Raw genomic sequence first — 16,434 nt, 5'->3', positions numbered from 1 at the left:
ACTGAATACTGACCAATGATGAACTCACACGAGTCCCCGTGTCACGATGATGCAAAGCAGCATGGTGACGAATAATTCAATGATGAGAGATTCAGCCGGCGCGTCCCCAGTGCCGGACAAGGAAAGGAACCCCAGTATGCGCAGTAAGGCATTAGGAGGCCTGCTTGCCGCGGCTCTGTCGTTGAGCCCGGCAGTGGCCATCGGCGTGCAGACGGCGTACGCGGCAGGCGGCGATACGGCGGCGACCGAATACACGCTGTACCCCAAGCCGCATTCGATCCGTTATGACAGCGGACAGTACATTCTTCGCGACATCAACGTCATCTATGACGATGACATCGATGAAGCCACCCAGGACCGACTGGACGAAGTGGCGGCGCTCAAGAACCTGAACGTCACCGAATCCGACGCCGCAGTCAGCGGCAAGACCAACGTCTATGTGGGCGTGAACGGTTCCGATGGCAAGGCCGAGACTGCCATCGAAAGCAAGTACAGCCCGGATTCCGCCATCTTCGACAAGACCGACTCATACTTCCTCAAGTCCGACAACGGCACGATCTCCGTGCTCGGTAAAGACACCGACGCCAGCTTCTACGGCCTGACCACCCTGTACCAGGTGCTCGGCCAGATCGACAGCCTGACGATCCGCAACTTCACCGTCACCGACTACGCCGACGTGGTCAGCCGCGGTTTCATCGAAGGCTACTACGGCAACCCGTGGAGCACTCAGGATCGCATCAACCTGATGAAGTGGGGCGGCTACTACAAGCTCAACTCGTACTTCTACGCCCCAAAGGACGATCCGAAGCACAACTCGCAGTGGCGTACGCTGTACACGCAGGACGAGCTCGACACCAAGATCAAGCCGCTCGCCGATGCCGGCAACGCCTCCAAGACGCGTTTCGTGTTCGCTCTGCACCCGTTCATGAGCAACGCGATTCGGTTCAACTCCGAGGCGAACTATCAGGCCGATCTGAAGGTGCTGCAGGACAAGTTCGCGCAGACCATCGGGGTCGGCGTACGCCAGATCGCCATCCTGGCCGATGACGCGGCGAACGTGGGCGGTAACAATTACACCAAGCTGCTCACCGATATGGTCGCGTGGCTCAAGGAAATGAAGAAGACCTACCCGGACCTCAAGACCACGCTGCCGTTCGTCACGCAGGAATACATGGGCAACGGCATGAGCTACTTCGCCAACTTCCCCAAGGAAGTGCAGATCGTCATGACCGGCGGTCGCGTCTGGGGCGAGGTCTCGCAGAACTTCACCGACACGTTCACCTCGAACGTCGGTCGCGGCCCCTACATGTGGATCAACTGGCCGTGCTCCGACAACTCGAAGAGCCACCTGATCATGGGCGGCTACGACACGTTCCTGCATCCGGGCGTCGACCCGTCGAAGATCCAGGGCATCGTGCTCAACCCGATGCAGCAGTCCGAGCCGAGCAAGGTCGGCATCTTCGGCAACGCCACCTACTCGTGGAACATCTGGCGGAGCAAGAGCGAGGCCGACCAGGCATGGCAGGATTCGTTCTCGTTTGTCGACCACAACTCCGCTGTGCCGACCGCCGCGTCGAACGCGCTGCGTGAGCTGTCCAAGCACACCATCAACCAGAACATGGATTCGCGCGTCACCGCGCTGCAGGAGTCCGTGGACCTGGCTCCCGCACTGACCGCCGCCAAGGCGAAGCTGGCTGACGGCACCATCACCGCCCACGACCTGACCGACATCAAGGCCGCGTTCGTCACGCTGCAGAAGGCAGCCAAGACCTACCGCGCCAAGGGCGATGCGAAGATGCTCGGCGACATCGGCAAGGACTACACCGGGCAGGACGCCAACGAGCAGATCGCCCCGTGGATCGACTGCTGGGATGACACCACCAAGGCCGCGCTCGCCTACATCGCGGGCATCGAGGCCGCGCTGAACGGCGACACATCCTCGACGCTCAAGGAGTACTCCGACGCGCAGTCCGCGTTCGCCGCGTCCAAGAAGCACGGCTTCTACTACGTGAACCACACCGAGTACGCCGAGGTCGGCGTGCAGCACATCGTGCCGTTCATCAAGGCGATGGACTCCTACCTGTCCAACAAGGTGCAGCAGGAGGCCGACCCGAACGTCGTGACCAAGACGTACATCAGCGACGTGTTCACCACGCCGACCTCCGGTTCGATCGAAGACATCTTCGATGGCAAGGACAGCACGGTCACGGTGTTCCAGAACCCGAACTACCTGCACAAGGGCAACTACGTCGGCGTGAAGTTCAGCAAGGCCAGCACGCTCAAGAACATCCGCTTCGCGTTCAACGGCGGCAAGAACCACTTCTACCACTCCAAGCTGCAGACCACCACGGATGGCGAGAACTGGACCGACGTGCCGGATGCGACGTTCGAGCGCCCGAAGGGCTCCGAGGAGCCGATCAAAGTCACCGGTCTGAACATCACCGGCGTCACCGGCGTGCGACTGATCGCCACCGCCGACAACGGCGATGACCTGTGGCTCGGCATCAAGGGCATCGACGTCAACAAGGTCGAGAAGGAGACTCTCGCTCCGTACACGGCGACCGGCGTGCAGCTGGAGAACCTCAACGCCACCTACAGCAGCACCAAGGAGCAGATGATCGACGGCAACCCGTCCACGATCACCTACCTCAAGGACCCGAACGGCGACAAGATCGCGGCCGGCGCGGCCGTGATCGTCGATCTGGGCTCCAGCAAGCCGATCGGCGAGGTCACGATTACCGGTCATGCCTCCAGCCCCGACGACCGTCCGAGCCAGGGCGTCGTCGAGGTCAGCGATGACAAGGCCACCTGGACCAAGCTCGGCGACCTGAGCGACGACGTCACCTCCACGGTGAGCGGCAACGTGACCGGGCGCTACGTACGCATCCGCAACACCGCCGCCAAGAACGTGTGGTGGCGCGTGGCCGAGATCACCGTGACCCCGCCCGAGACCGCCGACCCGCTCAAGTCGGTGTACACGAACAAGACGCAGCACGGGTACACTGCCACGCTGGGCGCCAATACGGCGGAGCTGTTCGACAAATCGCACACGATGCTTGACGGCGGCCAGTACGCCGGACTCGATCTGCTGGCGATCCGTGATCTGACCGACGTCGAACTGAACACCGGCAACGCGAACCCCAGCCTGCAGATCTCCGACAACGGACTCGTCTGGACCACTGTCGAGCCGGGCAACCTCACGGGCAAGACCGCCCGCTACGTGCGCGTGATCAATGACACCGACGGAGCGGCCTTCTCGGTCAACAAGCTCAAGGTCGGCTTTTCCACGGTCGGCAAGTTCGGCAAGCTGGTCTCATCCGACATCCAGAAGCGCAACGATTGGGGAACCGACACCCGCGAAAGCGGCAACGCGTTCGACGGCGATATGACCACGGTCATCAAGTTCGCCGGCCAGCCGCGACAGGGCAACACCGCGGTGTTCGATCTCGGTCAGCCGATCGACATCACCTCGCTGCGCATCTACACGCAGGACACGCAGTACGACTACATCCGCGACACCAAGGTGCAGATGTCCGTCGATGGCAAGACCTGGGTTGACGCGTTCGAGATTGGCGACGGTGTGTCCGACACCGACACCACGACCGCGTTCGGCGACATAAGCGACACGAACAAGAAGACCGATTCCAACTACCCGAACGTCTTCTACTACGGCAAGGACGACATCGCCAACGGCACCGGCATGCGCTACCTGCGTCTGCTGACCACCGCCGACTACCCGCAGCGTGCACTCGCGTTCAACGAGTTCATGGTGAATCAGGGCGCCTACGTCTCCACCGAGGCGAACGCGGCGTTCTCCGCCACCAAGGTCGAGGAGCGCGGCCACGCGCCGAGCAACATGATCGACGGCGACCTGACCACCACGTACAAGCCGAGTGCGGCCAATGGCTCCCTGACCTACAAGATCGATGACCCGAGCGACATCAAGTCGTTCCGCATCGTGCAGTCGGGTGCCGCCAGTGGCGCGACCGTCACCGGTACGGTGTACGACGCGGCGACCGGAACCACTTCCGGTGTGACGGCTCGTACAGCCGCCCGCTCCACCTCCGAGGTGACGTTCGGAACGCTGGAACAGGCGATCAACGAGTTCAAGGTGCCGGACGGCGAGCAGCTGCTCAGCGTCAAGATCGCGTGGGGTAACGCCATCCCCGAGATCTCCGAGTTCATCACGCTCGACTCGGCCGACACCGACGCCGACATCACCACGGCCAAGGCGGCGCTCAAGGCGAAGATCGACGCGACCGTCGACACTTCCGCCTGGACCGCGAACGCCAAGACCGCGTATGACGAGGCCAAGGCCACCGCCCAGGCTGTGTACGGCAGCCCGCTGGTCGGCAAGGCTTCGATCGACGCCGCAGCCAGCGCCGTGCAAAGCGCCATCGACGCCGCGCAGACCAAGGCCGACGCCGCCGCGGTCGCCGCGCTGCGCAAGCTCGTGGACGAAGCCGTCACCAACGACGGCCACTTCTACACGACAGTGACGTTCACCGCGTACACCGACGCGCTCGACGAGGTCAAGGAAGCGCTGAAGGACACGACCAACCTGTCCACAGCAGACGCCGCAAGCCTCAAGAAGGCCGTCGAGGACGCTCTCGCCGCGCTGAAGGACTCCACCTACCAGCGTGAGCTCGCGACGATCGCCGTCGACAGCTTCGCCACGATCGACGAGGCCGACTACACCACGAACTCCTACGCGGCTTTCAAGGCCGCTAAGAAGGCGCTCGACACCCTGATCGCCACCGACGGCACCAAGCCGGCCGCGTTCAAGACCGCGACCGCCGACTACACCACCGCCAAGACCGCGCTGGTGAACGTCGCCGCCCTCAAGGCCCAGATCGCGCACGAGAGCAACTACGTGGAGGCGAACTATACCGCCGACTCGTGGAAGGCGTATTCCGACGCGCTCAAGGCCGCAAAGGCGAAGCTGGTCGACGGCACCACCGATTCGGTGGCCGCCGCGCTGACCGCGCTGACCGCCGCCGAGAACGCGCTGGTGCGCACCACGACGCCGCCCGACACCACCGTGCTCGACGAGACCATCGCCGACATGGAAAAGGTTAACGGCAGCGAGTACACCACCGACAGCTACAAGGCCCTGACCGACGCCATCGCCAAGGCGAAGAGCGACAAGGTCAAGGGGGATGCCGGCCTCAACCAGCAGAACATCGACGCCATGAAGGCGGCGAAGGAGGCTCTGGTCTCCACCGTCGAACTCAAGGCGAAGGTCGCCGAAGCCGGCAAGGTCGACTCGTCCAAGTACACCACGGCCAGCTACGAGGCGCTCTCCAAGCTGCTCGCCGCGAAGGACGACACCACCTCCGACCCGGTCGTCAAGGGTCTCGACACGCTGTACAAGTCCGGCACCGTCAAGGAGCTCGCCGAGCGCGTCGCCGCCATCGACGCCGCGGTCGCCAAGCTGGATGCCCGCGCCACCGGCGTCAAGGACTACGTGGACGGCATCAAGCTCAAGGACAACGACAAGGGCTATTACACCGACGCCAGCTACAAGGCCTACTCCGACGCCTACAAGGCGCTGAAGAAGTTGGCCGCCGCCGGTGAAGGCGAAGTCGGGATTGCCGAGTTCACCGAAGCCAAGGAGGCGTTCGAAGCCGCCGAGGCCAAGCTTGCCTACAAGTCCGCGGACTACGGCAAGATCGATGACCTGCTCGCCAAGGTCCCCTCGGACCTGAGCGGCTACACCGCCGACTCGGTGGCGAAGTTCGAGGCGGCCAAGAAGGCCGTGAAGCGCGGACTGACCATCGACCAGCAGAGCAAGGTCGACGCGATGGCCGACGCGCTTGAAGCCGCCATCAAGGGCCTGACTCTCAAGTCGCAGGCACCCGGTGACAACAAGGGCGACGGAACCCAGAGCGGCACTCATAAGGGTGACGACATCTCCAAGACCGGCGCCGACGTGCAGGTGTTCGCGATCATCATCGCGCTCGCCACGTGTGCTGGCCTGGGCGCCATGGCCTACGCCCGTCGCCGCCGCGAGGCGTGACGGCAGGCTGACTAGCCGATAACCCAAGGGGCTCCCCTCCAATCCAAGGAGGGGAGCCCCGATTTGTTGGACGCTGTGCAAATGTATCGCGGACACGCGCGATCCGCGCCCGTTACGCGAACAGGTCGTTCAGCGCTTCGGCCATGGTCGGATGCGTGAACATCATGTCGCGCAGCGTACTGGCCGGCGCGTCGAGATCCATCGCCAGCTTGACGATGTTGATCACCTCGTGCGATTCGGCGGCGAGCAGCATCGCGCCGAGAATGCGGTCGGTGCCGTTCTCGACGAGCGCCTTCATCATGCCCTCCGGCCGACGCATCACCTGGGCCTTGGGCACCGTGGCCACCGGCAGTCGCTTGACCACGTAATCCAGTCCCGCCGCCTTCGCCTCGCGCTCGTTCAGGCCCACACGCGAATACGGCGTGTGCAGGAACGTGCTTGACGGCACGTTGCGACGGTCGCTCAGCGTGTACGGGCGCGCGGAACCGTTCAGCTGAGACCATACTACGCGGTAGTCATCCAGCGAGATGTACGTGTGCTGCGGGCCGCCGTTCACGTCGCCCAAAGCCCAGATGCCGTCGGCGGTGGTACGCAGCAGGTCATCGACCTTCACGGCGCCGCGTTCGGTGAGTTCCACGCCCGCCGCCTCGAGATTCAGGCCCTCGACGTTCGGCGTGCGTCCGGTGGCCACCAACACCGCGTCGGTGGACAGGCACAGACGCGCTTCGGAGCCGACGTCCGACGCACCCCTCATCGAGACGGACAGCCTGATGCCGTCATCCGCCGATGTGATCGCCTTGGTGTCCGCGCCGAACAGGAACCTGACCCCCTGCGATTCCAGCTGTGCACGGATCGCGGCCGCCACATCCTCGTCCTCGCGTGGCAGGAACTCGTCGCTGTGCTGCAGCACGGTGACCGCCGTGCCGAAATCGGCGAACATCGAAGCGAACTCAAGTCCGATGAATCCGGCGCCGATGATCACCAGCCGTTGCGGAAGCTCATCGACGTCCATCAGACCGGTGCTGGTGTATACGCCCGGCGTGGTGCGAATGCCGGGAATGTCCGGAATGTGCGGCGTGGCACCGGTGTTGATGAACATCATGTCCGCGGCCACGGCGACCGGTCCGTCGGCGGTGGTGATTTCCGCACTGTGGGTGCCGGTGAAGCGCGCGCGGCCGGTGATCACGGTGATGTTGCCCTGGTCGGCCAGCTTATGGTAGTTCCGGTCGCGCAACATCGCGGTGACGCGTCGCTTCTCCCTGATGGCGGCTTCGAATGCCGCTTCGCGGGTTTCGGCGGTACGGTTCGCGCCCTCTCGCCGCGCCCGATCGGCGGAGAGGATCAGTGATTTGGACGGCAGGCATCCGATATTGATGCAGGTGCCGCCGTACATGTCGGCGCTCGCTTCGGCCACGACGACCGTTCGGCCCGTTGAAGCGAGCTTTGCGGCCAATGTCTTGCCTCCCTTGCCGAATCCGATGATGAGGGCGTCCGCGGAAATCGCGGATGGAACGTCGGTGCTGCTGGTGCTGGTCATGGTGATGTCCTTACTTATGCGGATGGTGGTGCGCCCAAACCGAGTGTATCCGTCTTTCGTCCCCTTCCTTGGCGACGATGGGACCGGTCGACGCGAGCGGGCGCACCACTGTACGCGCGCGCCGAAGTCGGAGCCGTAGTCCTGTCCTATGCAGCTACGATACCGTCATCATATCAGATGCGGTGGGCGGAGCGAAGCGTGAATCGGACTTATCCACATGGTTATCCACATCCGAGGTGGGGCCGGTCGCGGCGTTCATCCAGACGGCCCATGGGTGTAATGCGAAGGCCCTTCGCGGAAGCTGATCCGCAAAGGGCCTCGGGGTCGGTCGTTTGGTGGCTAACGGGCCGCCAGCCCGGCCATGCGTTGCGTGGATCTCATTCGCCCAATGCCTTGTCGACGACGAGCTTGGCCTCGTCGAGCACCTTGTCCAGGGCCTCGGGGGAGACGAAGGATTCGGCGTACACCTTGTAGATGTTCTCGGTGCCGGAAGGACGCGCGGCGAACCAGTTGTCCTTGGTGGTGACCTTCAGGCCGCCGATCTTGGCGTGATTGCCCGGCGCCTCGGTCAGCTTGGCGGTGATGTCCTCGCCGGCCAGCTGCGTGGCGGCCACGTCATCGCCGGTGAGCTTGGCGAACTTGGCCTTCTGTTCCAGCGTGGTCGGGGTGTCGACGCGCTTGTACCAGCTCTCGCCGAAGCGAGCCACCTGATCCTGATGCAGCTGCGCGGGGTTCTTGCCGGTCTTGGCGGTGATCTCGGCGGCCAGCAGGTCGGGGATCAGACCATCCTTGTCGGTGGTCCACACGCGGCCGTCGCGGCGCAGGAAGCTCATGCCGGAGCTCTCCTCGCCGCCGAACGCGACCTCGCCGCTGAACAGCGGATCCACGAACCACTTGAAGCCGACCGGAACCTCGACGAGCTTCGCATTGATGGACGAGGCCACGCGGTCGATCAGGGAGGAGGAGACCAGGGTCTTGCCGATGCCGGTGCCTTCCGGCCAGCCCGGACGGTTGCCGCCGAACAGGTACTCGACGCACACGGCGATGTAATGGTTCGGGTTCATCACGCCCCAGTTCGGGCAGACGATGCCGTGGCGGTCGGCGTCCGGGTCGGTGCCGCCCACTAGGTCGTACTTGTCCCAGGCACCGGCGTTGAGCTGGTCCACGAGGCCCTTCATCGCGTACGGGGAGCTCGGATCCATGCGGATCTTGCCGTCGTGGTCGATGGTCATGAAGCGCCAGGTCGGGTCGACCTCGGGGCGCACCACGCCGATGTTCAGGCCGTACTTCTCGTTGATGAGCGGCCAATAGTTCACGGAGGCGCCGCCAAGCGGATCGATGCCCAGGCGCACGCCGGAGTCGCGGATCACGTCGAAGTCGATGACGTTGCCCAGGTCGGCGACGTAGTGCTCGCGGAAGTCGAAGCCCTCGACGTACTCGGACTTGATGGCCTCCTCGTAGGGCACTCGCTTGATGGACTTGAAGTCGCCGAGCAGTTCGTTGGCGCGGGCGGCGATGGCGTTGGTGGTCTCGGCCGGTGCCGGGCCGCCGGTGACCGGATCGTACTTGAAGCCGCCATCGGTGGGCGGGTTGTGGCTCGGGGTGACCACGATGCCGTCGGCCAGGCCCTCGCCTTCGAAGCGCTGGGTGCCGTCGGCCGCGCGGTTGTGCGTCAGGATCGCCTGGGAGACGACTGGCGTGGGGACGAAATCGCCGCGGGAGTCGATGCGCACGTGCACGCCGTTGGCGACGAGCACCTCGATGGCGGTCTTCTCGGCCGGGCCGGACAGGGCGTGGGTGTCGCGTCCGAGGTACAGCGGGCCGGTGACGCCGGCCTTCTTGCGGTACTCGGCGATGGCCTGTGTGATGGCGACGATGTGGGCCTCGTTGAACGAGGTCTTCAGGGACGAGCCACGGTGGCCGGACGTGCCGAAGATGACACGCTGCTCCGGAACCGCCGGGTCGGGGACGAGGTCATAGTACTTGCCGATGACTTCGTCGACATTGATCAGATCAGCTGGGGTGGCGGGCTTGCCCGCATTGTTTGCTACCATGCTTCTATTTTGCCACGACCGGTGTCATTTGGGTTACGTTTTTGTGAGAAATTGTGATTTTTTGTTCGAGAATGTTGGTGATGTTGCCGGGCGTGCTGCCTGCGCATGCCATGTGCGCCCAGCTCTATCCGCTCTGTCATTAGGTACACCGGTACATTACGGGTTCAAATAGCCGTTATCTGGTATTCCCCGTGCGAAATGGTCGTTTCAAAGCCCAAAAACGACCATTTCGCACATGCAATTGTGAATAACGGCTATTTGAACCCGTAATGTACCGGTGTACCAGATAAGAGGATGACGGCGGGGAGGGGGAAGGCGGAAAAGAATGCAGCGAAAAGAGACGCGGAGGAAAGGGACGCGGCGGAAAGGGACGCGGCGGAAAGGGGACACGGCGACAAGGATGCGAGGAAGCACGATTGACCCTAGAGGATTGATTAGTGGAGTGACAGAGTACGACGGATAGCCCCGGAGGACAGGATGGCGAAGGGCGGAACATAGGGGATGGAGACGCGGGAGGAAGGGACGAGTGGAAATGGCACGGCAGAGGCGGTCTGTGTTGACCATCGACGCCGATATGCCAACGGCACGGGGAATCAAAGGCGCTTGGAACCGGCGAGAGGTTGATGGATTGGCGTTTGCCGCGAAGAGGGCGGCAATCACGATGGCACCGGTCGTGGAACCGGTCTTCGCGAGCGTCTTCACCGCATCGGCGGAAGGCGCGACCTGAACCTGCGGCTTGAAGATCGTGACCTTCGGCTTGCTGGGCTTGGTCGGCTGATACCGGGCTTACCGGGCTCAGCCGGCTGCGTCGGCTCGCCAGGCTTCGTCGGCGCCTTGTACACGTTGGCGAACGTGGCCGCGTCAACGGTCTCGCCATCCTTCGCATACGAGACGGCGGCGGTCAGTGTGTTGTCGGCCGTCGCGGTCACGGTGATGGTCGCCGCGTACTCGGTGCTGTCATACGTGACGCCATCGGCGTTGCCGGTGACCTGCACGAGCGTGTACTCGTACGTGCCGGCAGCGTCGAACGGCATCTGGTCGAAAGTGACAGTGCCATCGGCTGCGTTCGTGGTAGTGCCCGGCATCCACCACGTACGCAGCCGCAAGGAGAACGTCTCCGATTTGCGCGACACCGTCGGCGCGACCGCATACGGCCACGTCGGCGACAACAACGATGCCGGTATACTCGACCGCCTGTCCACGAGCAAGTACAAGAACCCGGCCGAGCTGTCCACGTGAGGCGCAGACGCCACCGGCCCAGACCTGACCACCAAGGGTGTGGGTAATTTCACGCAGGATGATGGCATCCCGTTGCAGGTCTGGGACGCGTCTGCGTCACCATCGGTATGCCCGCCTGCAAGTCCGGTTCGACCAGCGGTTGGACATGCGGCGTCGTCACCGCCGACAAGGTCACCGAAAGCGTGAACGACAACGGCGAGCTGCTCGACGTGTACGACTTCCACTTCAGCGCCTTCCTGCTGAGCGGCGACTCGGGCGGTGCCATCGTGTCCGGCCACTACTCGATCGGCGTGGATTCGTACGGCAACATGAGCTCCTGCGATGACGCGGCCGATGACGATGCGGTCGCCGGTGGCTTCGCCATCGTTGACGGCAAGTACAACGCCGAGGCGATGTTCAAGCACGGCTTCAACCTGTCCATCAACGTCGGACAGCCGAAGTTCGCCAAGCTCGCCGCCGGCCAGATATCCGGTATGGTCGATGCCGCCGCCGGCGCGAAGGTCACGGTGACGGTGGATGGCAAGAGCTACGTCGCGATCGTCGGGAACGCCGGTGTCTGGACGGTTCGTCTGCCGAAGGCGCTTGCGCCCGGCTCGCACAAGGTGACGGCCGTGGCCTCGCTGCAGTCCAAGGGCTCCGATTTCGCCACGACCGGAGCCGCCGCTTCCCGGAAGTTCACGCTGTAGCGGTAGCGGGTCTTCGCGGATGGGCGCCGTGATGCGTCCGTAAGGCGGCGTGCGTGCGGGCTGAGCCGCGAGCGCGCCGCCCGCCCCGTCAATTGCGGGTGATGTCTCGCGTGGCGAGATCCGAAAATGGTTCCACGCCATACGGCCGGTCGGTGCTCTATGTTCCGACCGGTCGTCACGCTGCGCGGGTTTTGCGTCACTGTGCGCGGGTCGCGTCACACTGCGCGACCCGCGCACAGTGACGATATCCCCAAAACCCAGTGATTGCAAGGGTTTTCGTCATGCGTCACTCGGTGCGGGGTCGCACAGCGTGACGCGGCCCGCGCACAGTGACGGGTGCCCGCGAAACATGCGTCGCATGAGCCGGTGATGATGCTTATATGGATGTTTATATAGATGAAAGGCGGGGCGCATCGGCCACCCGCTCATCGCCCGAATGGTTGCGATGCCATCTTTGTGATTTATCGGCGTGTCGCAGTTCATCTGAAGTTAACATACCAATCGACTCGATGCAGGGTTGCAAGTCGACAAGACGCAAGACCTGAGATACGGATAGGACTATCCATATCTCAGGTCTTTTTTGTTTTGCGGCCCGGCACCGGAGACGGATCAATGGAAGATTCACGGAAAGGGATGTGAGATGGCAGCATCAACTGCATCGCAGATCATCGAAGCGATCGGTGGCGCGGGCAACGTCAAGAGCCTGACGCACTGCGCGACTCGCCTGCGCTTCGAACTCGTCGACGCGGGCAAAGTAGACCAGCACCGGCTGGAGACCATGAAGGGCGTGCTGGGAGCGGTGCCGCAGTCCGGCGACCGTTACCAGGTCGTCATCGGCGGCGCGGTCGCCACGATGTACGAGAACATCATGCACCTGCCCGAGATGGCGGGCGTCGGCGCTGGCAAGGGCGCGGTCGCCGGCGACAAGGCGCAGTCCGATGCCGACGTCAAAGCCGCCGAACGCGCCAAGGTGCGCGGCAAAGTCGCGTGGATGGACTCGTTCTTCGAGTACCTGTCCGACTCGTTCCGCCCGATCCTGGGCGTGCTGCTCGGCGCGTCGATCATCATCGCCCTGGTCAACCTGTGCATCTCCATCGGTATCGTGCCGAGCGAGGAAGCCAACACCAGCCTGGTGTTCATCAAGGCCATCTGGAAGGGCGTGTTCTACTTCCTGCCGATCATGATTGCCTACAACGCCTCGAAGAAGCTCAGGGTCGACCCGTGGCTCGGTGGCTCCATCATGGCCGCTCTGATGACCCCGCAGTTCGCCGACCTGATGGACTCCGAAAAGTGGAAGGACGTAACCACCTGCGTCAAGAGCGCCACGCTGGGCACCACCTCTTGCTCGACCAAGGTGTTCGGCATTCCGATGCTGCTCAACGACTACAGCGGCAACGTGTTCGTGCCGCTGCTGATGGCTGCCGTGCTCGCGCTCGTCTACCACGGGCTCAAGAAGATTGTCCCCGACAGCGTGCAGATCGTGTTCGTGCCGTTCTTCTCGATGATCATCGTCGGCGCCCTCACCGCCTTCCTCATTGGCCCGCTCGGCATCCTCGCCGGCAACTGGCTCGGCGTCGGCTTGGCCTGGCTCAACGGCCACGCCCCGTTCATCTTCGCGATCCTGATCCCGATGCTCTACCCGTTCCTCGTGCCGCTCGGCCTGCACTGGCCGCTCAACGCCCTGATGCTTATGAACATCCAGTCCCTTGGCTACGACTTCATCCAGGGCCCGATGGGCGTGTGGAACTTCGCCTGCTTCGGCGCGACCGCCGGCGTGCTGTTCATCTCCATCCGCGACAAGAACAAGGACATGCGTCAGACCTCGCTCGGCGCCCTCGCCGCCGGCCTGCTCGGTGGCGTGTCCGAGCCGAGCCTGTACGGCATCCACCTGCGCTACAAGCTGATCTACAAGCGCATGCTGGTCGGCTGCTTCGCCGGTGGCGTCGTCATCGCGGTGCTCGGCTGGCTGTTCCCGTCCGTCACTGCAGCCGGCGAATCGGTGCGCGGCGTGACCACCAACGCGTTCGCGTTCACCTCCCTGCTCACCATCCCGGTGTTCAGCCAGATGTGGGTGTACGCCGTCTCCATCGCCGTGTCGTTCATCGTCTCGATGGTGCTGATCATCATGCTCGATTACCGTACTCCCGAGCAGAAGGCCGAGATGAACGCCGCCAGCGAGTCTGACGGGACTGCCGTCGAGACGGCGCCGGCGGACGCTGCACCGGTGGCGACCGCCACCGCGACCGCTACTGCCACCGCCGTTCGCACCACCACGGTCGGCGCCCCCGTCGCAGGCCATGTCGTGTCGCTCGACGACGCCGGCGACCCGGTGTTCGCCTCCCGCGCGCTCGGCGAGGGTGTGGGCATCCAGCCCACTGATTCCACCGTGGTCGCGCCGGTCTCCGGCGTGCTGCAGACCGTGGCCGAGACCGGTCACGCCTTCGGCCTGAAGACTGACGACGGCATCGAAGTGCTGGTGCACGTCGGCATCGACACGGTGAAGATGAACGGCGAGGGCTTCCACGTTGCCGTCAGCGCCAACCAGCGCGTGAACGCGGGCGACACGCTGGTGACCGTCGACTTTGATAAGGTCAAGGAGGCGGGATACAGCACCACGACATTGATGACGGTGCTGAACACCGCGGCGCTTGCCGGCGTCACCCCGAAGACGGGCGTGGACGTGCAGGCGGGCCAGGAAGTGCTGGACATCCAGCGCTGACCGCATCAAGAGCCAATCGGCGCAACGGCCGAGCGGCCGGAAGGAATGCCGTGAAAATTCTTCGCGTGTTCAACAACAACGTCGTACTCGCCAAGGACGGTGCCCGCGAGGTCATCGTCACCGGGCGCGGCCTGGGATTCCAGGCCAAACCCGGCCAGCGCGTCGACGACGCGAAAATCGTGCGCGTGTTCGTTCCGGCCGACGGCCGAGACCCGGACCATATCGCGGAACTGCTGTCCGAGATACCTCCGGAGATCATTCGACTGGTGACGGACGCCATGACGGCGACCGGGCTCGCGGAACAGGCCGAATCGCAGCCCACGCTTGTCATGGCGCTGCGCCCTCTGCACCGGTGCGGTGCAGAGGGCGCAGCGCCACGTCAACATCGCATATCCGCTGCAGGCGGAAGTCCAGTCGCTGTACGCGTCCGAGTACGCGCAGGCCTCGCGGCTGGTCAATGAACTCAACCGTCACCTGAACGGTGTCTTGCCCGGCAGCGAGACCGTGGCATTGGCGTTGCATCTGGTCAACGCCGGCTTCGCGAACGGCGACCTGTCCGACACGTACAAGATGACCGGCGTCATCCAGCAGATGCTGACCATCATCGAGCAGACCTACGGCGTCTCGCTTGATCAGCACAGCGTCAACGTCGGCCGGTTCATCACCCATTTGCGCTACCTGTTCGTCCGCATCCATCAGGGCAAGCAGCTCGACAAGGAACCCGAGCCGATCATCGCATCGATCCGGCAGTCATATCCCAAGGCCATGCAGTGCGCGCAGACCATCGGCACCGTCGCCTCGCTGCGTCTGGGCTCCAACCTCACCGAAGATGAGGTCGCATACCTGGCGTTGCACGTCGCACGGGTCGTCGCGGATGCGCGTAAGCATGAGTAGCGCTCTCAGAACTTGCAGATAGAGGTCATTTTTCATGAAAAATGGCCTCTATCTGCAAGTTCTGAGAGCGTCGGTTTCGTATCAATCGCGAATCGGCGGGATGATTCCCGTCGCTGACATGTCGGGTGCGACCTCCGGCACGCGCACGCACAGCGCCTCGCGGTCGACGGTGAATCGCAGATGCCGCGTGCGGCCGAGCATGTCGCCGTCGACCTGGGCCAGCACCGGCTTCTCCAGCGTGATCTCCGCGCTCACTCCCTGAATCTGGTCCATCGTCGAATTCGTCGACAGTGGGTTCGATCCGGGCTTGCCGGTGATGGTCTGGTGTACCACATCGCCGAACAGGTTCGCCCAGCCGAAAATGCCGCCCGACGTGTCGATGATCTCGAAATCGAGGATGCCATCGTCGTATGAGGCGTTGGGCATCAGCGAGAACACGGGGATCTGCCCGCAGTTGCCGGCCATGAACGTGCGGAATGCCACGCCATGACGGGTGTGCATGCTGCCGTCCGTGCTGGTGATGGTCACGTCGCCCCGGTATTTCGGGGTGAACAGGTTCTTCACGCCGCCGACGAAATACGCCAGCCAGCTGATGTTCTTCTTCAGCTGCGGGTCGGTGTCGTCGATCATGGCGGCATCGAAACCGACCCCGGCGATGATCAGGAATGCGTGGCCGTGATCGGCCTTCGGATCGTCCAGCAGCGAGAGACGGCCGACGTCCACGTGCCGCGACCCGTGCGATGTGGCGACGGTGAGCGCCGCGTCGATGTCGTCGATCGGAATACCCATGTTGCGGGCGAACAGGTTGCCGGTGCCGATCGGGATGATGCCCATGGCATGGCCGGTGCCGGACATGGCGCTCGCGACCGTGCGGACAGTGCCGTCGCCGCCGACCGCGACCACCACGTCAGCGCCGTTGGCGAGCGCCTCCTTGGCGCATGCGCGGCCGTCCTTGTCGAGCTGCGTGTCGATGAATTCCACGTCGGTCAGTCCCTTGTCACGGCAGAACTGTTCGATGTGCGCGCGCCGCTGGGCGGCCTGCGGCTTGGACGGGTTCACGACGAAGACGTAATGCACCTGATCGTCGTTGCGTTTGACGAGCTGCTGCGACAGGCGCTTGTGGCGGCGGGCGCGCAGGGCGAACGTCACGGCGACGATGAGGACGATGACGCCGGCGATGACGGCTATGGTGATGATGGCGGCTAGCGGCATACCTCCCATTGTGAACGTTCAAGTGGCTTGTAATGGTTTCGCCCTGCCGAAATTCGACGATTCCCACACGATAT

The 16,434-nt window shown here is 63.6% G+C and carries 8 protein-coding genes and 1 pseudogene; 5 read left to right on the top strand and 4 right to left on the bottom strand.

Annotated features, from left to right (window positions below):
- Positions 1-136 precede the first annotated feature (136 nt).
- Positions 137-6,019 (top strand): beta-N-acetylglucosaminidase domain-containing protein, encoded by a 5,883-nt coding sequence (locus MMB49_RS07780; RefSeq protein ID WP_047270829.1) that lies wholly within the window; start codon positions 137-139, stop codon positions 6,017-6,019.
- 112 nt (positions 6,020-6,131) lie between these two features.
- On the opposite strand, the gene MMB49_RS07775 is transcribed toward MMB49_RS07780, so the two are convergent.
- From MMB49_RS07775 to MMB49_RS07765, 3 genes are all read right to left on the bottom strand, one after another.
- Positions 6,132-7,556, bottom strand: coding sequence for an FAD-dependent oxidoreductase (locus MMB49_RS07775; RefSeq protein WP_047270826.1), 1,425 nt, complete (start codon positions 7,554-7,556; stop codon positions 6,132-6,134).
- A 377-nt stretch (positions 7,557-7,933) separates the two neighbouring features.
- A complete protein-coding gene (gene pgm / locus MMB49_RS07770) occupies positions 7,934-9,610 on the bottom strand; it encodes a phosphoglucomutase (alpha-D-glucose-1,6-bisphosphate-dependent) (protein WP_047270825.1) in 1,677 nt (558 codons plus the stop codon).
- Positions 9,611-10,308: 698 nt separating this feature from the next.
- Positions 10,309-10,644 (bottom strand): Spy0128 family protein, encoded by a 336-nt coding sequence (locus MMB49_RS07765; protein ID WP_229940953.1) that lies wholly within the window; start codon positions 10,642-10,644, stop codon positions 10,309-10,311.
- 16 nt (positions 10,645-10,660) lie between these two features.
- On the opposite strand from MMB49_RS07765, the gene MMB49_RS07760 reads away from it, so the two are divergent.
- The 4 genes and pseudogenes from MMB49_RS07760 (at position 10,661) to MMB49_RS07745 (ending at position 15,148) form a co-directional block, all read left to right on the top strand.
- The gene (locus tag MMB49_RS07760) at positions 10,661-10,849 is read left to right on the top strand and encodes a hypothetical protein (RefSeq protein ID WP_162098242.1); all 189 of its coding nucleotides are present in this window, start codon (positions 10,661-10,663) and stop codon (positions 10,847-10,849) included.
- 107 nt (positions 10,850-10,956) lie between these two features.
- Positions 10,957-11,535 carry a hypothetical protein gene (locus MMB49_RS07755; RefSeq protein WP_047270820.1) on the top strand — a complete coding sequence of 193 codons (579 nt, stop codon included), beginning with the start codon at positions 10,957-10,959 and terminating at the stop codon, positions 11,533-11,535.
- Between the two features lie 640 nt (positions 11,536-12,175).
- Positions 12,176-14,254 (top strand): glucose PTS transporter subunit IIA, encoded by a 2,079-nt coding sequence (locus MMB49_RS07750; RefSeq protein ID WP_047270819.1) that lies wholly within the window; start codon positions 12,176-12,178, stop codon positions 14,252-14,254.
- A gap of 50 nt (positions 14,255-14,304) precedes the next feature.
- Positions 14,305-15,148 (top strand): annotated as a pseudogene (locus MMB49_RS07745) (PRD domain-containing protein).
- 81 nt (positions 15,149-15,229) lie between these two features.
- Here MMB49_RS07745 and MMB49_RS07740 read toward each other — a convergent pair.
- Positions 15,230-16,360, bottom strand: coding sequence for a diacylglycerol/lipid kinase family protein (locus MMB49_RS07740; protein ID WP_013363837.1), 1,131 nt, complete (start codon positions 16,358-16,360; stop codon positions 15,230-15,232).
- Positions 16,361-16,434 lie beyond the last annotated feature (74 nt).

This window comes from Bifidobacterium sp. SKU (genome assembly GCF_026016405.1).
Taxonomy (GTDB): domain Bacteria; phylum Actinomycetota; class Actinomycetes; order Actinomycetales; family Bifidobacteriaceae; genus Bifidobacterium; species Bifidobacterium bifidum.
This window is presented reverse-complemented; position numbering and strand designations above follow the sequence as displayed.